We start from the raw sequence: 20936 nt of genomic DNA, 5'->3' as shown, positions 1-20936 counted from the left end.
AAATGAAAAGAATGGTTGCTACAGAGATAGAATATATTCGACAAATAGCACAAATCCATGTTCAAATGCTTCAGAATGACCCTCTTGCGCCACGCCAGTCTAAAATGGCTTGTGCCCTTTATGAAGAAATGATACAACGACGGATTGACTTGAGTGACGACTTTGTAGAAGCCAAAGTCGAACAAGACCAAGTGATGGCATTTATTTGGGCACATCATGAAAAAGCCACAAAAACTGTGACGATAGAATCGCTTTATGTCACGCCTAAGTATCGTCATAAAGGGCTGGCGACTTCACTCAAACAGCGGGTAGAATCATGGGCGTCTGAGCAACAGGCAAGACAAATTATAGGGACAGTTCTAGAAGAAAATGAACCTATGCGCGCACTGAATGAAAAGTTAGGCTATACTGTGAAAAAGGTTATCATGCAAAAGACGATAGGGGAAGACTAAAGATGCGTAGGGATAGGAACCATGATAAAATGGAAACAGCAATTAAATGTTGGAGAGAATACATATGAAAAAATTACTGTGTACTTTAACGGCAAGTATTGTTTTATTAGCAGGCTGTGGTCAAAGTGAAAAAGATAAACTTCAAAATGAAATCAAATCATTAGAAAAAGAACAAAAAACATTACAAGATGAAAATAAAAAGCTAAAAGATCAAAGCAAAAAGTTAGATGACCAAATCAAGCAGTTAGAAGAAGATATAAAAAAACCAGACGTAAAAGAAAAGCACTCTTCTGACTCGAAAAATAAAGATAAAACGGATGCACATCATGAAGATTCATCTCAAAGTGCACATGATGCCTCAAACGCATCGCATAAACAAGAAAAAAACTAAAACAGAGACATCTAAAGATAAAAAAGATGGCGTTTGATAAACGTGAGATGAGGGTAAAAAAACACATAAATTGATCGTAATAGAAAAGAGGGACTCCACCATGTATGAAAAAGAATTTAACTTAATTGAAGGCCGCGATATGTCATTAGTTGAATTAGGCCGTGAAATTGAAAATATTACAGGCTATAGTATTATTGACTCTACAGGTGAAATACACCGTAATATCGCATTAAAACCAAACTTTGAACACGATTGGGAAACATATACAGCAACCTACCGTTTAAATCACAAAAACGATCTTGTGGATGCTGTTTTTACAACAACAAAAGGTCAAAATCTTGAACGCCTCAAAGACAAAGCCGTCAAAATTCAACTTATAAGCTACATTTCAAGAGCATAGGTTCAAAGTATTTTACACGTTCTTTAGCGGATGTAGCTATGGAGCGTGTTTTAATTATGAAATTTTTTAAGTAGAGAGAAAGGGGGCTACCTTATGACAGTGTATATTGAGACTGAGCGATTGATATTAAGAGATTGGCAAGATTCAGATTTATTACCGCTCCAACAAATGAACGCCAATCGTCAAGTCCGTCGTTATTTTACAAGTTTATTGAGTTATCAGCGCTCTCAACTCGACTTTGAAGCGATGCGGAGTTCATTGAAAAAACAAGGTATCGGTTTGTTTGCGGTCGAATTAAAAGCGACACATCAATGGATAGGATTTATAGGTCTGAATTATATTTCTAAAGACAGTCAGTACACTTTTCAAGAGCTCCCATTTTATGAGATTGGTTGGAGACTGATGCCTGAGGTTTGGGATAATGGTATTGCACAAGAAGGGGCTGAAGCGGTATTAAATTATATTAAGGGCATGAATTTAGGGCCTATATATGCGATTGCTGCGAAAGCCAATAAAGCGTCTATACGTGTTATGGAGAAAATCGGCATGACATTTGTAGATTATTTTGATAAACTAGAATTAAGTACCTATCATGAATTAAAAGAAAATGTACGCTATGTTTGGAAACCAGAATAAAACGCCTAAAGTGCAGAATGTGCGCTTTAGGCGTTTTGTTAGTCATATGTTCTTGTTGAAATAGGTTTGGCTTGTTTTAATCCGTCGATGAGTGTTTCAGGGGTGTCATAGGGCATAGCCAAATTTTTATATTTTTGATCAATAAATCCTTCCGCTATCATATGATCAATAAGGGCGATTAAGGGTTGAAAAAATTGGTTTGTATTGAAGATACCAATCGGCTTTTGGTGGAGACCAATTTGCGCCCAACTATATATTTCAAAAAACTCTTCAAGGGATCCAGCACCCCCTGGGGCCATAATGAAAGCATCAGCTAACTCTGACATTTTTTGTTTTCGCTCATGCATAGAATCAACGAGAATTAATTCTGTGACGTCTTGACTTGTAATTTCACGTTCATCTAAAAATCGGGGCATCACGCCGATAGCCTTGCCTCCATGATCTAAAACTCCTTTTTGAATCGCACCCATAATACCTACCGAACCTGCGCCAAAAACTAGTTCGATGTTGTGTTTCGCTAAATAAGTGCCAAGTTCATAGGCTTTGTTCACATAAATTTCATTATGTCCTTTACTTGCTCCACAAAAAATTGCAATTCGTTTAATCATGAAAAAGACTCCTTTTCTTTATCGATAATGGATTGAAATGAGGCTTCAAATTGTTGACGTTGAGCTTGCTTAAAAGGTTTAGGTCCTTTACCATAACGCCGAGTTTTACGTCGCTCTTGTTGGTTATAAAAGCGTTGCAATAAAAGTTGATCAATGTTGTCTTGAGTATACAAATAGCCGAGGTGATGCATGACATAGCGTGCTTTTTGAAGTGCAATACTTGCAAGACCATAATCTTGCGTGACCACTAAATCCTTTGATGACATACCTTTGACGAGAGCAAAATCCACTGCATCGCGTCCACCATCAATATAATGTACTTGAACATGGGGCGGGAAACCTTGATGCGAATAGTGTGCGTAGCTTCGGTAAATATGTACAAAAATGCCTGTCTCAGTTGTCAATTCAATGATTGAATCAACAACAGGACAAGCATCTCCATCAATGAGTACACGCATATTATCGTTTTAATTTGTTTAAAGTTTTTTGTGAAACTTTATTGAGTTGATGGTCTTTACGCTGTTGATCACTATCGTTCACATGTTGTTCCATTTGAGCGTATTGCTTTTTAAATAGTGGAGCACTTTCTAAGCTATCCTCTACTTGTGTTTTCACACTTGTCTTTTTATCTTGAGGTTTTTTTGTAGAGGTCTCTTGCTGTTTTTGTGTTGTTTCATTTGATTGTGGTGTTGTTTTTGTCTCTTCGGCTTGTGATACTTTATGTTGAGCTTGAGGCTTCTTGTCTACAAGGCCTGTTTGTGCTTCAAAAGATTGCACTTCTGACATAGATTGGATGCGTGGTGGTAATTTATCTGGATCAGGTGCTTGAGCAGCTAAATCTACTTTTTCAGCGCTTTTTTGGATTTTCTTTTCTAATTTTTTAGCTTGTTTATCACGCTTTTTTTCATCTTTCTTCTGTTGCTTTAATTCCTTTTTAGAGGGTTTTGTTTGAGTGTCCTCTGTATTGTTTTGAGCAACGCCAGCAATTGTGCTTGACTCAACTGCGTGATTTTCCTTTTTCTGAAGCTTTTTTAACTGCTTTTTACGTGCTTTTTCATCTTTTTTAAGTTGTTTTTCTTCTTCTTTACGACGTTTTTCAATATTTTTTTGAAGTTTTTTATTTAATTTTTGAGTCTCAGCTTTATTATCTTTTTCAAGACGTTGACCTTCATTCAAAATTTCTGAACGGTCTTGATGCCCTTGTAACACTTTTTCGTTAGAAGATGAAGCTAATTCAAAGTCACTTGCATCATTATTTCCTGGGACATGGCCTGCTTTTTCTTCGTATTTTTGCATTTTATCCATGTTTTTGACCATATCTTTTTGACGTTTTTTTAAAGCTTTTTCTTCGTCTTTGTGGCGTTGATCGATAGTTTTTTGAAGCTTTTTATTCAACTTATTGATTTCTTTTCGGTTTTCTTCTTCTATCTTTTCTCCACGTGCACGGACATTTTCTTCTCTTCTATAACGTTGTGCTTCTGCTTCTTTTTTCATCGCTTTATTGTAATCACGGCGACGTTTTTTTGTTGCTAAATGATCTTTAATTTGACTCGTATTTGACGTTACTGAATGTGTCACATGACCTGCCGTTGATTTAACATGGCTTGCAGCATTCGATGTTTTATGTGCAACTGCTTTTGAAGTGTTTACTGTTGCATGTGTTACTTTTTTTACTTCAGGGTGTTCTTTGAATTTTTGTCGTTCTGTAATTAAAGGAACGATAAAAATAGGTAATACGTTGATAATCGTTTTAATCGTTTTATTCATGCACGTTGCCTCCATTTATGAATATACTTAAGTCCTTTTACCCTATGATACTAGATGATAAACGCGCAATACAATTCATTTGAGTAGCAAAATACAGATGATTTGAGAATTTGATAAGAGTGATTTAAACAAAAGGGTGAGGTCTTTCATTTTAACATTATAGGAGAAGTTGTATGTTTTCGAGGAAATTGTAGGAGTATTCTAGCGATGTTCAACAAATAAGAGCAAAGCGTGAGAAAGCAAAAATGATAAAAGAAAGTATAAAAACTGTCGACGAAATCTTTCGCTTTTGTCGACAGTTAAAATGATATAGGTCTCTATAAGATAACCCTTTTATGTGGTGCGCACGCAAGGGCTTAATAAAATTGCATCCACTTATTCCATTTATAGCTACAAATACAAGCGAGGTTCATGACGATATGAATGATTTCAAATTCAAAGCCACTCACATAACCACGACTTAATTTAAGTGTGAAAATTGAACCTAACATCACACTGATATAAAACACGTTAACATAAGGCGTAAGTATACCGGCAATGAGCATGACACCGCCGACAACTTCACCAATTGACATTAAAACGGCTAAAGTTGGGGGTAATCCCAATGACCCTAAAAAGTGAATCGTTCCGTCTAAATCCACAAATTTTAAAGTTCCGTGTACTAAAAATGAAGTTGCAAGCATCCATCTAATGAGTAACATACCTAGTTTCATAAGGCATCTTCCTTTCTAATCTTTGATGTATATAACTTTAAATTGTTCCTAGAAAATTATTTAAAAAATGAACCAACATGGCTGCTTCAATACGCTTTGTTTTTAAATAGACAAGTGAAAATATGAGACCTGCATAAAAATAAGGAAGGTAGCCAATGAGTGAATCGGATTCGTGCAAATAAGCGAATATTGCACTTGAAACAATCATGCCTATAAATAAATGATGTCTAAAAAATAAGCGTAAAATAATGCCACGTGTGACCAGTTCTTCAGCAATCGCTGGGACTATAGCGATGCTTATAATTGAAGCCCATAATGGCACGCCTTGGAAATCATGATCAATGCCAGTGTCGTTGACATTGTTATCATCTATAAAATAAGTGAATGCATTATCTAAGCCGAACATAAATAATAATGCAGCGATAACAATAAAAAGATCCGAGACTTTTAAGGCTTTCAAAGAAATAAAATGTATACCAAAGTAAGGCATTATGGCGATAATAACCACAAGGCATATGACTGAGACGACAGACCATAGAGGATGGTCAGGCGTGTAGTTGCTAATATCAAAAGCAATGATTAGTAGGAATGCAAATAGTATTCCCTTTAAAAAGACGCGTCCTGTCGACTCTTTTGATACAGATAAATCATCTTTAAAAAAAGTTGAAATGTGATTCATTATATCCCCTTTCAATAATTCGTCTATCATTATAGTAAAGGGGAATATAAAAAATAAACATTAAATAATTCTTAAAATTAATAAAGGATTAGATATTTAAGTTTTGATTGTTCTTAATACGTCTGTAGGAAAAATAGTAGAAAATTGAAAAGAGGGATTTAACTCTAACAAGTGACTATGTTATTTTGGCATTGCCTTTTAAAACAAAGTGAGGCGAATTAACATTCAAATATCATTTTTTAACGTTGTATATTAAAAAGCCATTCCAACTTACCTTCTAATAAATTGGAATGGCTATTTTAATATTATTTAATAATGCCGTAGTAAACAACAGCGATAACAACCACGAGTACGATTCGATAAATCGCAAATGGTAATAATTTTACACGTTGGATTAACGTTAAGAATAACTTGATAGATAATAATCCAAAAATAAATGCCGCTAAAAATCCAATAATATAAAACGGAATATGAGAAAGGTGAATAAAACCTATATTTTTAACGAGTGAAAGTCCGCTTGCGGCTAACATAATAGGTACGGCCATCATAAAGGTAAAGTCAGAAGCCGATTTGTGGTCCATTTTCATTAATACACCCGTTGAAATTGTGGACCCTGAACGCGAAAAACCAGGCCACATCGCAATCGCTTGAGATAAACCAATGACGAATGCTTGAAAATAGTTAATTTCGTCGACTTGAATGGTGTTACGAACGTTGCGACTAAACTTGTCAGCGATAATCATATAAATGGCACCTAAAAATAAGCCAATTAATACAGTAGGTACACTGAACAAATGTTTTTCAATAAAATCGTCAAATAACACACCAAGTATACCTGCAGGAATCATCCCTACTAAAATATGAGTGATTTTTAAACGACGTGGCTTAGAACGACGTCCGCTTTGGACTTCTGGGGCATATTTGCCAATGTGTAACATTTCAAAATATTTATGTCTAAAGACCCATGCTGCTGCAAATACGGATCCTAACTGAATCACAACTTTGAATGTAAATGCCGATTCAGAACCTAAAAATTGTGTTGATTTCAACCACATATCATCTACTAAAATCATGTGACCCGTTGAAGAGACAGGCGCAAATTCTGTTAAACCTTCAACGATACCAAGCACTAATGCCTTAAGTAATTCGAAAAATAGCATACCATTAACCCTCTTTATGTTTATTTTTACTTTATAACTTAGCTTATCATAGCATATCTTTTATAAGCATGTCTCACTAAAATAATGCTATCGGTCCAAAGTATGAGATTTTAGGTTGTAAATAAACTGTCACAACTTAAAGCATTTATAAGTGAATTCTAATGCATCATAAAATGTATCATTATATACTATCCATATTCAATAATTATCTATGTGGATAGAAGTGATTTTTAAAGGAGTATGAATATGAAATGGCTTTTTAATTGGTTAAAACAATACCGACTTTATGTTGTGCTCTTCGGTGTGGTTAATCTTATATTGGCATTGACCGTGATTGCTCAAAATGTGACAATCGCAGTGATTTTAGACCGTCTGTTATTTAACAAAGGCGCTTCTTGGTTCTATGTGCTCACCATACTCGCAATGGCATTGCTACTGAGAGCGACATTGATGATGTTTAATGATGTGTTAGGCGAACGGATAAGCCATCTTGTGCGACGTGAGGTGAGATATCGATTACTTCATCAACAGTCCAGTGAACCTGTGGGTGCAAAGATCAATATTGCGACAGAAACAATTAAAGAGATGTTGCCCTTTTTTAGAACGTATTTACCTCAATTTTTCAAATCCACTTTTATTCCTTTCGTGATTATTCTCGTGATGTTTGGAATACATTGGCCTTCAGCAGTGATTATGCTCGTGACCGCACCGTTTATTCCTTTGTTCTATATTATTTTCGGGTTGAAAACACGTGATGCAGCGAAAGATCAAATGACATTTTTAAACCAATTCAGTCAGCGCTTTGTCAATTTGACACGTGGATTGGTGACCCTCAAATTGTTTCAACGTTCCGACTTGGCGATCGATAAAATAGAACAAGAGAGTACGCAATTTCGAGATAAAACAATGGTCATTCTTAGAAGTGCATTTTTATCTGGCTTAATGCTAGATTTTATTAGTATGTTAGGGATTGGTCTTGTTGCTTTAGAGGTTGGTTTGAGTTTAATCGTTTTTAAGAATATCTCGTTTTTATCAGCCACTATTGCTTTTATATTAGCACCAGAATTTTATAATGCTATGAAGGATTTAGGGCAAGCGTTTCACGTCGGTAAAGAGAGTGAGGGGGCGAGTGACATTGTTCGAAAAGCACTGGATGAAGAGACAGTCGAACAGCCACCTATCCCTATAGATGCGCATCAACAACCATTAATTGAGATGAAAGCCGTTTCTTACCGCTATCCTCACACGGATGTAGACGTGATTCAAGATGTATCAGGGTGTATTCACGAAGGAGACCATATCGCGATTGTGGGTCCAAGTGGCGCCGGTAAAACAACGTTAGTGCAACTTTTAATAGGTGAACGCACATTGTCTAAAGGCACCATCACCTATGCTAAACCTTTAAATATAGGTTATTTATCGCAACAGCCGTATATTTTTAATGCTACCATTGCTGAAAACATCACCTTATTTAAAGAGACGGACGAATTAGCGATTGAAACAGTTTTAAAACAAGTTGCTTTGAGTGATAAAGTCGCCCAACTAAAAAAAGGCATCTATACGATGATTGGGGAAGGAGGCGAAATGCTTTCCGGAGGAGAAATGCGCAGAATAGAGCTGGCACGTGTTTTATTATTAAATCCTGATTTGATTGTGCTGGATGAACCTACGACAGGTTTAGATATAGAGACTGAACAAAAAATACAAGAAACACTACAATCGCACTTTTCTAAATGCACCACACTCACCATTGCACATCGACAAGAGGTGCTTAATACTGCAACGAGACGATGGTACATCGATGGAGGAAAGATGATTAAAGATGACACTATCATTAAAACTGAAATGTAAATGCTACAAGTTGAAAATGGGTGAAAGTGATTATTTAAAGAAAGGATTTTAAAACTATGTCGAAACGTATAACCCGGTCTCTAAATACATCGTTAAATATTAAGTGGAATCGTGATATTGTTCTCGCTGTTATCCTAGGTGGCGTCGGGACGATGGTTGCTTTAGCCATGTTCTTTTTAAGTGGCTATATGATTACGCAAAGTGCCTTAGGGGCCCCTTTATTTGCTTTAATGGGTTTAATCGTAAGTGTGAAATTATTCGGCTTCACCCGTGCGATTACACGCTATTATGAAAGATTATATTCGCATAGAGCGACATTTACGATGTTGCGTGATGTGCGTGTTCAGTTTTACAAAGCGCTTGTTCCAATTGTTCCAAACGTATTTCGACATTTTAAAACAAGTGATTTATTAGGAAACATGGTGTCACAAATCGAATCGCTCCAAAATATTTATTTAAGAGTATATTATCCGCCAATTGTGATTGGATTGACGAGTATCATCACAATTATTACCTTACTATTCTTTACACCGTGGCATGCGGTGCTCATTGCGATAGTTATGGCTTTATCATTATGGGTAGTCCCGAATGTGAGTGCCAAGCGCGCATTGACCATTAAACAAAAATTAGATTATAAATATAACTATTTCATGCATCGGTACTTTGATTTTATTTTAGGTTATGAAGAATTAAAACGATTTAACCAACTTGGTACTTACAGGGATTCACTAAATGAGGCAGAAAAACAATTAAGTGAAGCAGAGCATCAAGAACAAATGTTTCATATCTTTTATCAATTTATCCTAAATGTCATCAGTATGATTGCCATTTTCTTAACGATTCTGTGCATCATTTTTCAAATAAAACAAGGCGCTTTTGATCCTGTTTTGTCTACAAGTACAGTCCTTATGTTATTAACCTTATTTGAACAACATGTCATGATGAGTCAGGTGGCATATTACAAAGCAGAAACGGATCAAGCGACGCAACAACTGAATGAAGTGATGACGCTTGGACACGTCGCTGAAGGAGACGAAAAAATTACTGTCGCCAATTTAAAAGACCAAACTGAGCTTTTTCATTTAGACCAAGTCACACATCGCTTTCCAACACAGGAACAGCCAGTCCTTAAGTCGGTTCAGCTTAAAATAAAAAAAGGGGAACATGTCGCAATTTTAGGTGCCTCAGGTTCAGGGAAATCTACATTACTCCATCTCTTGATGGGACTTTATCCAGTTACAAATGGAACATTTAATATTGCGGGCACCTCTCAGTTTCATCGTTCACATTGGTTAACGCAAGTCAATGCTTTAACGCAAGATGCGCAGTTTTTTGATGGTTCTATAAAAGAAAATTTATTAATTAACGGTTCAGAAAAAGAAGATTTACAAGCATTGGAACGCGTCGGTTTAGCTCATATTGCTTTAGAGCGCAATGTCACTTTAAACCGAGAGGCGCTTTCAGGTGGGGAGTTTCAACGTTTAGCACTTGCACGTCTATGGTTGAAAGGGGCACCCGTATGGATACTAGATGAACCGTCCCAAGGCATTGATGCTAAAAGAGCGGCGAATATCATGTCAGAAATACACAAGTCAGCGGATACTCTTATTGTGGCGACACACGATTTAAATATTTTAAGTGGATTTGACACAGTGTACAAGATGATAGATGGCAAACTTCAACGCTATCCACAAGTTTAAAATTTAGACCAAGCATCTATATAGGGGGTCACGAATTGATTGTCTGTGACGTAAGTCATGAATAAGAGGATGCTTTGATACGATGCGAAATATTGACTAATAATTTAATTTCATCATTGCGTATGAGGATGTAAAAAAGCACGTCTACGTCTTAAAGAATTAAGGCGGACGTGCTTAAATATTCTGTGTAGGATAACGCAGAGGTTATCTATATTTTTAATTTGATTGGCATGCTTTAAATAAGGCAGGAGCAGTATTTTAAGATACTGCTTCGTTAATATGCTAAAAAATCTTGTTTAATCCAATTAGCTAGAATAGGGCGATTTTGATACAGTTACACCGTTACTGAAGTTAATCTGTACACTCAATTATTTTGATTCACTAAAAGCAGTAATGATCTTATCAAGTAAACGATTCAATTCTTTAATTTCATCAGGATCAAGTGAAGAGGCTTCAGCTACAGTTTTAGAAGCGTTTTCTAATTCAGGTTTCATTTTTTCACTTTTTTCAGTGAGGTGTACGTAGACTTCACGTTGATCGATTTCAGAACGCTCTCTTTTGATTAAATCAATTTGTTCCATACGTTTAAGTAATGGCGAAACCGTTCCTGTGTCCAAGGCAAGATCAGTAACAACTTTTTTCACATTTACAGGTGATTGATTCCATAAAATTTCAAGTACTAGAAATTGTGGATAAGTTAAGTTGTATTTTTTAAATATTTTGTTTGAATAATAACGGTTCACTTGACGTTGTGCGTTATACAAACTGAAACATACTTGCTCTTTTAAATTAAGATGATCAGACATAATATTTTTCCTCCAGACATTCTATCCGTATTTCTCTCTCACGGATGGGAATCCGTCCATAATTGAGTGGATTTAAGTCGCTCTACTTAAATCTATGCTATGCTAAAAATAAAGCATGCAGTAATTTTAGAAGATTCTACACACTTTATCAAGCTAAAAGACAGATTTATACATACATTTTCAAAAATTTGTTGTTTATTTAAGAGAAAGGTTAGATTTTATGTTTAATGATAAAACAAAAGTTACAATTGTTAATGGTTTTTTAGGGAGCGGCAAAACCACATTTCTAAACAATTATATGCCAAAAATATTAAAAAATGATGAGAAAGTTGCGTTAATTGTCAATGAATTTGGTAATTTTGACATGGATGGGCAACTTTTAAATCATTTAGATACAAAAGTTTCATTAATGCATGGGTGTGTCTGTTGTAATTTACAAACAGAGCTAATGAGTACCATACAACAATTAGTAGAACATAATCAAGTAGAACACATCGTGATTGAAGCAACAGGGATAGCCAACCCGATAGACATGATGGTGGCATGTGAAGATCCAAAGCTTATTCAAATAGTACAGACGCCTGAAATTATTACAATAGTCGCAGCGCCCGATATCATTTCTTTTGATACTTTGAGTGCATCGAAACGTCAGTTGTTAGAAGATCAAATGCGTGCAAGCCACCATATCATTGTCAATAAGACAGATTTATTAAAAGAGGATAAAAAAGAAGAAATGTATTCTCAAATCCGTGAATTTGCTCCGAATAGTCACGTGGTTTGGACTTCATTTGGAGAACTACATGAAATGCTAGAACCACAAACTAAAGATGCTACAACTTCACTCAAATCTTCTCATGGGCATCCCGTTTTTCAAAGTATGACTTATACATTTCAAGGGCCTGTCTCTCAAGAAGCGTTTGTGAGTTTCATACTGAAATTTCCAGATAATATTTTAAGAGTGAAAGGCTTTCTCAAGTTAAGGGAGCAACCCAACGAGACAATGGCATTTCAATATGCACATCCCATTCCTTCTTTAGAAAGTGTGGGACAAGAAGAAGTTCCGCTCACGCTTGTATTTATAGGTGAACATTTAGATAAGTCTAAATTAAGAGACCAACTGGATATGTTACAATTTAGCTAAAGAAAGGGAGGAAGACTGAAATGAAAAAGGTTTCGATTAATCAACATGTCTCGTACTCACAAATCATCCAAGGATTTTATCGTGCAGACAAATGGAACATGTCAAAACAGGAATTGAATACATTCATACATCAACTTGTTGAAAATGGTATAACAACGATGGACCATGCTGATATTTATGGGCATTACACTGTTGAAAAAATGTTTGGAGACGCTTTAAATTTATCTCCTGAGCTTAAATCTCAAATTGAAATCGTCACTAAATGCGGTATCGTGCAACCTAACACTATATTTCCTGATCAAACGGAACATCGTTATGATGTCAGTAAAAAACATATTAAGCGTTCGGTTGAGCGTTCATTAAATAACTTACAGGTGGACGTGATTGACACTTTATTAATTCATAGACCATCTCCCTTAATGAAACCCTGTGAAATTACAGAAGCTCTCCAGGAATTAGTTGAAGAAGGGAAAGTAAAATCATTTGGTGTGTCAAATTTTCGACGTTCTCAATATGAACTTCTAAATGAATGTTTAAAAGATGACCGCTTTCATATCGCAGTTAACCAGGTTGAAATTTCACCTTATCATTTAAATGCCTTTCACGATGGGACAATAGATGATATGTATAAAGACCAAGTTAAAATAATGGCTTGGGGGCCTTTTGCGGGAGGACGATTATTTGATTCCTCTGATAAGGTGTCGAAGCGTGTGTTACCTGTTTTAAAACAAATAGCTTCATCGCATCAGACATCCGTCGAGGCAGTTGTGATTGCATGGTTTATGAAACATCCTGCGTCTATTCTACCTATCCTTGGGACACAACATATGACACGTGTTCAACAAGCCATAAAAGGTTTAGAAATACAGTTATCAGATCAGGAATGGTTCGATATTTATACGGCTGCTCAAGGATATGATATTCCGTAAATAACGATAAAGGAGATTTAAAAAATGACTCAAGATGTAAAAAGACGGCATTTTGTATTTATGCGTAACATGATTGCTGTGCCGTATGTAGTTTTTGCGATTTTAATGATGTTGGTGTTGTTATTTTCACCTAAAATTATCTGGTTCGTCGCAATCATTGGCGTATTTATGGTCTATCATGTCATCGCCACATTTATTGCATTTTTACTAAAGTATGGAAAAACAAGTCTACTGCTTCTGGTCATGACACTTTGTATCGTAGGCATTTTTGCAGTAGTTTTAAATGTATTCTTTTCAGCACATAGTTAAGGTAATACTAGGGGGAGATGACGCGCATGTTATTTGCCCCTATTTTTATATATTTTTTAGAAAGCGCTTTCATTTTAACGTTCATATTTCAATTTTCGATGCTATAATGAAAATGAGGAAGGATAAAGGGGGATTCGGTCATGAAACGTAAAAAAGTATCTATTATAGGTTCGGGGCATACAGGTTCAACACTGGCCTTTATAACGGCAACACGCGACATTGCGGATGTCGTTTTAGTCGATCGAGAAAAAAATAAGCAAGCCATCAAAGGGAAAACATTAGACATCTTACAAAGCGGATCGATTTTAGGATTTGATACGCATGTCACATCGACAACGGATTATAGTGAAACTAAAGATTCTGACGTTGTTGTGATTACGGCAGGGGTGCCACGTTTGCCAGGCATGACGAGAGATGAATTGATTCAAACAAACGAACAAGTCATGATTGAGGTGACTGAGCAAATTGTTAAATATTCACCGGAGTGTAAAATTATTGTACTCACGAACCCAGTTGATGCGATGACCTATACTGTCTATCAAAAATCAGGATTTCTGAGTGAACGCGTGATGGGACAATCTGGAGTATTAGATTCAGCAAGATTTAATACATTTGTGGCAGACGCTTTAGGCGTTGCGGTTAATGATGTGCATGGCATCGTTCTAGGTGGTCATGGGGATACAATGGTACCTTTAATAAGACATAGTCATGTGAATGGCGTTCCCCTCAATGAACTTTTACCGCAAGAAAAAATACAAGATATTATTAAGCGCACACAAAATGGGGGTGCGGAAATTGTCAAACTGCTCGGAGATGGCTCGGCTTATTATGCCCCTGCAGCTGCGGTATATGAAATGGTGGAGGCCATTATTTTAGACAAAAAGCGTGTGTTGCCAAGTATCGCCTATTGTAACGGTGTTTATGGGTTAGAAGATTTATATATCGGTGTGCCAACAGTGTTAGGGGCAAATGGGATTGAGAAAATCATTGAAATTGATTTGACAGACGAGGAACGTCAACAGTTTGCGCATTCTGCAGAAGCGGTACGCCAACTTAAAGCATTACTCAAGGGGCATGTTTAAGTTATTGATGTTACTTAAGAATTTAGATTAGAAATGAACGATGTGCTTGAATTAAAAAACAATTCCTTTAGGTTGTAATGAGATTTTACTTTTAGTTCGAAAATAAATATTTTCTATTTCAAGTCTTATTAAATTAGCCCTCAAAATTTATTTAAGCGTAAATTTTGAGGGCTAATTCATTTAAGGTCATCGGAATGTTAGCGTTAGATGTGATAAAGGGTTAAATAGATTGCATCACAATGGCCAAAAACGAAAAGCCATTGACCAACATATGTAATGTGATAGAAACGGCAATATTGCATCGCGACCGTATATACATAATTACAAATAGGCAAGACATTAATAAATAAGGGGCTGCTTCAAAAGGGGATGTGGCAGACTTCACGTGCAAAAATGTGAAAATAAATATGGAAAAAGCTCCCATTACCCTAATCCCAAATTTCTTGCCCAGTTCCCCGATGATAATATGTCGAAATAACAACTCTTCTGTAATTGGCGTTAAAATGACTAAAACGATGAAAACAAAAGGGAGCCAACTTTTATCTTGAAACAGAACTAAAAGTGATTTTTGGTTCGAAGTATTGTCAAATTGCCAAGCCTTTGGCAAAAATTTTAAAGCCACACCTAAAAAGACATTCAAAATAAGATAAATGACATACGCCAAAATGATGGAGAGAAAGGCCTGCTTTAATCCTCTCAGTTGTTGTATCAATTTTGTTTTTAGATGGTGGCGATGTGACCAAGCAAGAAAACCAATGACCCCAACAGAAGTCAAAGTACTCGTCCATAAAAAGAGGACGGGCGTCGGTGTTTTTGAAATTGCAAAATGCATATAAAAATAGTAGAGCAAAAGCGCAATGATTTGAGATAATCCAAAATAAATGACAAATGCCCACAAATCCCGCCAATGCGGACGCTGTGTTTTAGATGCGTTCATAATTTGCCTCCCATGATGTAATATCTTTATTTAACCACAAAAAGAAGTAAATACAAAAATACAAATTCAAAAAATGTGAGAATATACATATATTTTAACTTTAATTTAATGTGAAAAGGGACGTGCCAGTTCGGATAGTGACGCTCATAATAAAAGAGTTGGAGTAAAAATAGACCAATGCCAAAGGGCAAGAAAAATAACGCAATACACCACGGTATAGGCCAATTAAGACGATAAAGCAAAACACTCATTCCGCATTGGAGAGCAATAATGAGAAATACAAATATCATGGTCTTGTTCGTACTCCTTTCAAACATAGTAATAGAAGGCCTTGTATTAACGCCATTAATAAAATAAACGTCAGAGCTGCGCTATCGATGGATTTCAATGTAGACCAAATGACTGAAAACGGATTATTAATAATATGGACGCTATGAAATCTTAAAAAGCGACCAATATAAATGCCTAATCCATTTAATAAAATCATCCCAACTAACAGCCCGTAACGTATCCAAGCCGGGAAAGGCAAATGGAAGAGCTCAAGTGAAATCAACATAAAGCAATAGACAGCGAATAAAACGCCACAAATGAGTAAACCAAAGTGAATCCATTCATTTAAGACAAGGCCAGATAAAAAGCTAAATGAAAACTGATTTAAATGTATTAAGTCTGTCACCATGTAAAATGTGTTCGGTAGCATTAACACGAAGATAAGAAGGTAGATAAGAAATAATGGCCATTCAAACAAGCGTCTAGGCACAAATAGTTTTAATAGATAAGCCAGTTCTAATGGGATGTAAGCAAGCGTCATATTTAATAAAAGAAATTTAAAGTGATGAGGGACGATAAACGTCACCAACATTAAAACGATGTATAAGGCTCGAGCAATGTATCGGGCTTGCATATAAGGCCTCCTTTAAAATAAAAATGTCATAGTGTGATAAAATTAAATAAATTTAATATGGGACATCACCATTTACTCATAAAGTGTGATGAGACAGGATGTGCCAATTTTTCGCGTGACACAAACGTTAAATACCATTTTATAAGTTGCATCAGAAGTGAATTCTGTATAGTTTTATCCGTCACATACACTACGGAAAATATGTAGAGAATTCAACTCATAACGCTTTTCAACTTGGGATAGACACATATATAATAGATTCACTATTTGCTTTGGAGGTGACGTCGGCATATGAAAAAACAGCTTATCGTTTTATATACAAACATATTTTTAATCTTTCTTGGTATTGGGCTCGTGATTCCGGTGTTGCCAATTTATTTGAAGGATTTAGGGCTTACTGGGGCTGACTTAGGTATACTTGTGGCCGCCTTTGCACTCGCACAGATGATCATTTCTCCTTTTGGCGGTGCATTAGCTGATAAATTAGGAAAGAAACTCATTATTTGTATCGGGCTTGTATTATTTAGTGTGTCAGAGTTTCTTTTTGCGTTTGGCCATACATTTACGATTCTCATTATCTCCCGTGTTCTCGGAGGATTGAGTGCCGGAATGGTCATGCCTGGTGTGACGGGTTTGATTGCTGACATTTCACCGGCCAAAGATAAGGCTAAAAATTTTGGGTATATGTCAGCCATTATTTCAGCAGGGTTTATATTAGGTCCTGGGATGGGGGGCTTTTTAGCTGAACTCTCTCATAGATTACCGTTTATCTTTGCTGGGGTATTAGGGATCTTTGCTTTTGTAGGGACAGTGTTACTCGTACGTTCTCCTCAAAATCAAACAGGGCAAGGTTTTACGACAATAGAAGGACGTCAATTGAGCGAAGTGAACTTTAAAATGTTTGTCACTCCTGCCATATTGACTTTAATACTTGCCTTAGGATTATCCGCTTTTGAAACGTTATTCCCACTTTACACAGCTGATAAAATGAATTTTCAGCCGGCGGATATTTCTATCGCTATTACAGGTGGTGGCATTTTTGGAGCGATTTTTCAAATTTTCTTTTTCGATAAGCTAATCCGATATTTTAGTGAATTGACATTTATTACGTATGCTTTGATTTATTCTGCAATCATTCTTGGGCTTTTAATTTTCGCTCACACTTATTGGCATGTGATGTTGATTTGCTTTATTGTTTTCATTGGGTTTGATTTGATTCGCCCTGCGTTAACCAATTATTTTTCAAATATCGCTGGCGACAGGCAAGGTTTTGCAGGAGGCATCAACTCAACATTTACGAGTATGGGTAATTTTGTAGGACCTTTATTTGCAGGAGGGCTTTATGATTTGAATATTGAATTCCCGCTACTCATGTCCATTGCTTTTATGGCACTAGGATGCATGGTCATCTTTATCGAAAAACAGTTACGCCAACGTTTAAAAAGCAATTAAAGCATATCGATGATTAAAAGTAATATCCATAAACTTATGAAAAGACTAGTTATAGGAGCGAACCGTCTATGCATATAAAAATATTAGGGTTTAATTTATTTCAACAAGGAGGCACAACACGCAGTAATTTAAATCTATTGCGTACATTAAAAGAAGCGGGCCACACGGTCACTTACATTAATTATTTACCATTTCGAAAACGTCATATTCAAAAGTTAAAAAGCGATGCACGCCGAGAAATCGAAGGCATTCATTTTGAAAGCTTTCGAAGTGAAAAATCGTTGCTTGCGTGTGACGTCCTCATTTTGACGAGAGAGGACTTTTTTGGATTTGCGCGTGAGGTAAAACGCCGGGCGCCGCACATTAAAATTCTTGGTGAAATACACGGACCGTTAGCTTATATTCACGGAACGCGTGATTTAGCACTAGAAGCGGTAGACGCGATACGCGTAAGTACCCCTGAGATTGCAACACAATTTGAAAAACATTATGATTATCCTTATGTTTTTCCGATGTATGTCAATACAGATCATATCGTTTATCAACCTATGCCAAGTCCTCCAACGAAAAATTTAATGATTAAAGCACGTTTTGAAGATGCGATTAAAGATATTTCCTACGCTTTAAGATTAATGCATTTTATTGTACATACGAAAGGGCAAAGGGATGTACAGCTGTTCGTTCAAGGATATGGACCCTCCCTCGAGTTATACGAACAACTCATTCGTTACTATCATCTCGAAGAACATGTGCACCTTAACAAAGCCATGCCTGAACATGCGATATACTTATCTACTTCTCCATATGAAACTTTAGGATATTCAATACTTGAAGCGATAGGCAAGGGACACAAAGCTTGTATTTATCCGGGAGATGACCAAGTACTTCAACCGATTTATGAACCCTTTCATGCGGTTTCATTTTTAAATAAACAACTCACACATGACTATGAACTCATTATGAAAGCTATAAATGAAACCTATACTGAGACGATGCGCCAAGAAGATTTTCAATATTTTCATCAGCAGTTTCAATATGAAGACTATAGTCAAGCATTATTAGAACAGCTTTTTTCTATGGCACAATCCCATGATATTAAGGCACATGAAGTCGCACAAGTCTCGAGCGCTGAGCGTTTTTATTATAGTCGTTATGTGATAAAACATACGCTAAAAAAAGCGTTTAATCATCTTCCTGAATCATGGAAACGTAAATTTAATAAACAATCCCGTCTCTATCAATATGCAAGACGTGCGATTTTTGCGACCGAGAAAAAATACAAACAACGTCACCAACAGAAATATTCACCTTCTAAGAACCATGTATTTATCGAATCGTTTCATGGGAAAAACTTTTCGGGAGACCCTAAAGCACTCGCGCTAGAGATTCAACGTCAATATCCACAACATCAGATTCATGTAAGTTCAAGTAATGAATTTGTTGATATTGAAATTAGACGCTACGGTTTTCATCCTGTCCGTTTTGGTTCCAAGGAATATGTCGAAGCATTTGAAAAATCGCATTTTGTGATTATTAACGGCAATTTATGGGATCGTTTATTAAAACATCCGAAGCAAGAAGTCATCCAAACTTGGCATGGTGTTCCGCTAAAACGCATGGTTAATGACTTAATAGATGAAGAAGAGCGTAAGCGCCAAAGCGAGGCTTTTATGCCACGCATGAAAAAGTGGGATATCCTTTTATCATGTTCTGACCGTTATGAAACACTCATATCAAGTGCATTTAATTTAAAAGCACACCCATCATTACGTATATGGCAAGAAGGGGCGCCGCGAAATAGTTTGTTGCTAAAAGATAACAACAATGCGAGAAAACGTATGGAAATACAAGAAAAATATTTTGATATCAAACACTCAGAAACGTGTTATCTCCTGTTTTGTCCAACTTGGCGCAAAACACAACGTGAGCAAATTTCACAGTTAGATTTAATCGCACTCCTTAATGCTTTACCGAATCATTATGAAGTGATTGTAAAACTTCATCCTAATGAAGGTCATCTGTATGAAACTTATCGCCATATGCACCCACGTATTCACTGTTTTATGAACGAATGGGTAGACATACAGGAGCTTTATTTGATTTCAGACGCTCTGATTACCGATTATTCTTCGGCATTATTTGATTATGCGCATCTGAATCGTCCGATGATAGTCTTGGATGAAGATACGTCCGACTATAAACAATCTGTAGGTTTTTATTTTGATTTTAAAGAAATTGCCAGTGTAAGACAGTTTCCTGCAGAGCCACGTGAAATTGCGCAGTATATTCAAACGCATCCACATGTGGATCACAGTGCAATCATTCAAACGTTTATGACACAAGATACATCATGTTCAGATAAGAAAATTGTAAATAAAATGTTTAATTAAAGTGAGGAAGTGAGCGTAATGGCTAAAAAGACTAATGCGATGCGACGTTTAGATCAAGCAAAAGTCTCCTACGAGGTACGTACGTTCGAAGTGGGCGACACCCATATGGACGGGACGCATGTCGCTGAAAAAATAGGGGCGAACCCAGAGCAAGTCTTTAAAACATTAGTACTTGAAAATGCACAACATGACCATTTTGTGTTCGTCATTCCAGTACAAGCCCATCTTGATATGAAACAAGCGGCACATGTTGTGGGAGAAAAAAAGCTACAATTAATGCCACTTGACGATTTAAAGCGGGTGACAGGGTATGTGCGAGGAGGCTGTTCACCTATAGGGATGAAAACGGCCTTTCCTACAGTTTTTGATACGACGATGTTTGACAACGACCGTGTCTATGTCAGTGCAGGTCAGCGTGGTGTGCAAATGGGCGTGGACCCCAAAGATTTAGCTACCCTCGCAAAAGCGCACAAAGCCTCCATCATCACAACATAAGGATTGAAGACACATTTGATTGTTTTTGATTGAAAAAAACGTTAAATGTGTCTTTTATACGTCGTTATATGGTTGTTTTTGATTGTAAGTGATAGAAAATGATTGATTTGTGGAAACGGATTCATTATAATGTA

22 protein-coding genes are annotated in these 20936 nt (G+C 36.4%); 13 read left to right on the top strand and 9 right to left on the bottom strand.

The genetic code is table 11. The annotated features are described in order from the left end of the window. The first annotated feature begins 2 nt into the window (after positions 1-2). From G8Y84_RS06640 to G8Y84_RS06625, 4 genes are all read left to right on the top strand, one after another. A complete protein-coding gene (locus G8Y84_RS06640) occupies positions 3-452 on the top strand; it encodes a GNAT family N-acetyltransferase (protein WP_165806205.1) in 450 nt (149 codons plus the stop codon). A gap of 64 nt (positions 453-516) precedes the next feature. Next, positions 517-843: an SA0632 family lipoprotein gene (locus tag G8Y84_RS11380; protein ID WP_233650031.1), complete on the top strand. Its 327-nt coding sequence runs from the start codon at positions 517-519 to the stop codon at positions 841-843. Positions 844-943: 100 nt separating this feature from the next. Then, positions 944-1243 (top strand): hypothetical protein, encoded by a 300-nt coding sequence (locus G8Y84_RS06630; RefSeq protein WP_037572650.1) that lies wholly within the window; start codon positions 944-946, stop codon positions 1241-1243. 93 nt (positions 1244-1336) lie between these two features. Further along, positions 1337-1879: a GNAT family N-acetyltransferase gene (locus G8Y84_RS06625; protein WP_165806204.1), complete on the top strand. Its 543-nt coding sequence runs from the start codon at positions 1337-1339 to the stop codon at positions 1877-1879. Between the two features lie 38 nt (positions 1880-1917). On the opposite strand, the gene G8Y84_RS06620 is transcribed toward G8Y84_RS06625, so the two are convergent. From G8Y84_RS06620 to G8Y84_RS06595, 6 genes are all read right to left on the bottom strand, one after another. Then, positions 1918-2484, bottom strand: coding sequence for an LOG family protein (locus tag G8Y84_RS06620; protein WP_037573069.1), 567 nt, complete (start codon positions 2482-2484; stop codon positions 1918-1920). After that, positions 2484-2945, bottom strand: a complete 462-nt coding sequence (locus tag G8Y84_RS06615) for a YaiI/YqxD family protein (RefSeq protein WP_105996673.1) — start codon at positions 2943-2945, stop codon at positions 2484-2486. Before G8Y84_RS06615 ends, G8Y84_RS06620 begins: the two co-directional genes overlap by 1 nt. A gap of 1 nt (position 2946) precedes the next feature. Continuing rightward, complete coding sequence (locus G8Y84_RS11580; protein ID WP_069191673.1) at positions 2947-4254, bottom strand: hypothetical protein; 1308 nt, start codon at positions 4252-4254, stop codon at positions 2947-2949. 356 nt (positions 4255-4610) lie between these two features. Next, on the bottom strand, positions 4611-4967 hold the full coding sequence (locus G8Y84_RS06605) for a DoxX family protein (RefSeq protein ID WP_037572641.1): 357 nt from the start codon (positions 4965-4967) through the stop codon (positions 4611-4613). Between the two features lie 37 nt (positions 4968-5004). Then, positions 5005-5646 carry a CPBP family intramembrane glutamic endopeptidase gene (locus G8Y84_RS06600; protein WP_037572638.1) on the bottom strand — a complete coding sequence of 214 codons (642 nt, stop codon included), beginning with the start codon at positions 5644-5646 and terminating at the stop codon, positions 5005-5007. Positions 5647-5951: 305 nt separating this feature from the next. After that, positions 5952-6806, bottom strand: coding sequence for an undecaprenyl-diphosphate phosphatase (locus tag G8Y84_RS06595; RefSeq protein ID WP_105962933.1), 855 nt, complete (start codon positions 6804-6806; stop codon positions 5952-5954). Between the two features lie 246 nt (positions 6807-7052). On the opposite strand from G8Y84_RS06595, the gene G8Y84_RS06590 reads away from it, so the two are divergent. After that, complete coding sequence (locus G8Y84_RS06590; protein ID WP_103159336.1) at positions 7053-8657, top strand: ABC transporter ATP-binding protein/permease; 1605 nt, start codon at positions 7053-7055, stop codon at positions 8655-8657. A gap of 56 nt (positions 8658-8713) precedes the next feature. Then, positions 8714-10357, top strand: coding sequence for an amino acid ABC transporter ATP-binding/permease protein (locus G8Y84_RS06585; protein ID WP_165806203.1), 1644 nt, complete (start codon positions 8714-8716; stop codon positions 10355-10357). A 368-nt stretch (positions 10358-10725) separates the two neighbouring features. Here the strand turns inward: G8Y84_RS06585 and mgrA are convergent, their stop codons facing one another. Continuing rightward, positions 10726-11163, bottom strand: coding sequence for a global transcriptional regulator MgrA (gene mgrA / locus G8Y84_RS06580; protein WP_037572629.1), 438 nt, complete (start codon positions 11161-11163; stop codon positions 10726-10728). A 220-nt stretch (positions 11164-11383) separates the two neighbouring features. On the opposite strand from mgrA, the gene G8Y84_RS06575 reads away from it, so the two are divergent. The 4 genes from G8Y84_RS06575 to mdh all read left to right on the top strand — a co-directional run bounded on the left by G8Y84_RS06575 (position 11384) and on the right by mdh (position 14624). Then, complete coding sequence (locus G8Y84_RS06575) at positions 11384-12304, top strand: CobW family GTP-binding protein (protein WP_037572627.1); 921 nt, start codon at positions 11384-11386, stop codon at positions 12302-12304. A gap of 20 nt (positions 12305-12324) precedes the next feature. Then, positions 12325-13233, top strand: a complete 909-nt coding sequence (locus G8Y84_RS06570) for an aldo/keto reductase (protein ID WP_037572625.1) — start codon at positions 12325-12327, stop codon at positions 13231-13233. A gap of 24 nt (positions 13234-13257) precedes the next feature. Beyond that, the gene (locus G8Y84_RS06565) at positions 13258-13542 is read left to right on the top strand and encodes a hypothetical protein (protein WP_037572624.1); all 285 of its coding nucleotides are present in this window, start codon (positions 13258-13260) and stop codon (positions 13540-13542) included. A gap of 140 nt (positions 13543-13682) precedes the next feature. Continuing rightward, positions 13683-14624, top strand: coding sequence for a malate dehydrogenase (mdh, locus tag G8Y84_RS06560; protein WP_107367093.1), 942 nt, complete (start codon positions 13683-13685; stop codon positions 14622-14624). 220 nt (positions 14625-14844) lie between these two features. Here the strand turns inward: mdh and G8Y84_RS06555 are convergent, their stop codons facing one another. Together G8Y84_RS06555 and G8Y84_RS06550 are read right to left on the bottom strand one after the other, a co-directional pair. Continuing rightward, a complete protein-coding gene (locus tag G8Y84_RS06555) occupies positions 14845-15561 on the bottom strand; it encodes a CPBP family intramembrane glutamic endopeptidase (protein ID WP_107367094.1) in 717 nt (238 codons plus the stop codon). 286 nt (positions 15562-15847) lie between these two features. After that, complete coding sequence (locus G8Y84_RS06550; RefSeq protein WP_037572616.1) at positions 15848-16465, bottom strand: DUF1361 domain-containing protein; 618 nt, start codon at positions 16463-16465, stop codon at positions 15848-15850. A 291-nt stretch (positions 16466-16756) separates the two neighbouring features. Here G8Y84_RS06550 and norA point away from each other — a divergent pair, with 291 nt between their 5' ends. The 3 genes from norA to ybaK all read left to right on the top strand — a co-directional run bounded on the left by norA (position 16757) and on the right by ybaK (position 20802). After that, a complete protein-coding gene (gene norA / locus G8Y84_RS06545; protein ID WP_107367095.1) occupies positions 16757-17917 on the top strand; it encodes a multidrug efflux MFS transporter NorA in 1161 nt (386 codons plus the stop codon). A 68-nt stretch (positions 17918-17985) separates the two neighbouring features. Continuing rightward, on the top strand, positions 17986-20307 hold the full coding sequence (locus tag G8Y84_RS06540; protein ID WP_165806202.1) for a CDP-glycerol glycerophosphotransferase family protein: 2322 nt from the start codon (positions 17986-17988) through the stop codon (positions 20305-20307). An 18-nt stretch (positions 20308-20325) separates the two neighbouring features. Then, a complete protein-coding gene (gene ybaK / locus G8Y84_RS06535; protein ID WP_037572609.1) occupies positions 20326-20802 on the top strand; it encodes a Cys-tRNA(Pro) deacylase in 477 nt (158 codons plus the stop codon). Positions 20803-20936: the final 134 nt, after the last annotated feature.

Origin of the sequence: Staphylococcus sp. 11511212 (genome assembly GCF_011394755.1) — a bacterium.
In the GTDB taxonomy this organism is placed as follows: Bacteria; Bacillota; Bacilli; order Staphylococcales; family Staphylococcaceae; genus Staphylococcus; species Staphylococcus chromogenes.
This window is presented reverse-complemented; position numbering and strand designations above follow the sequence as displayed.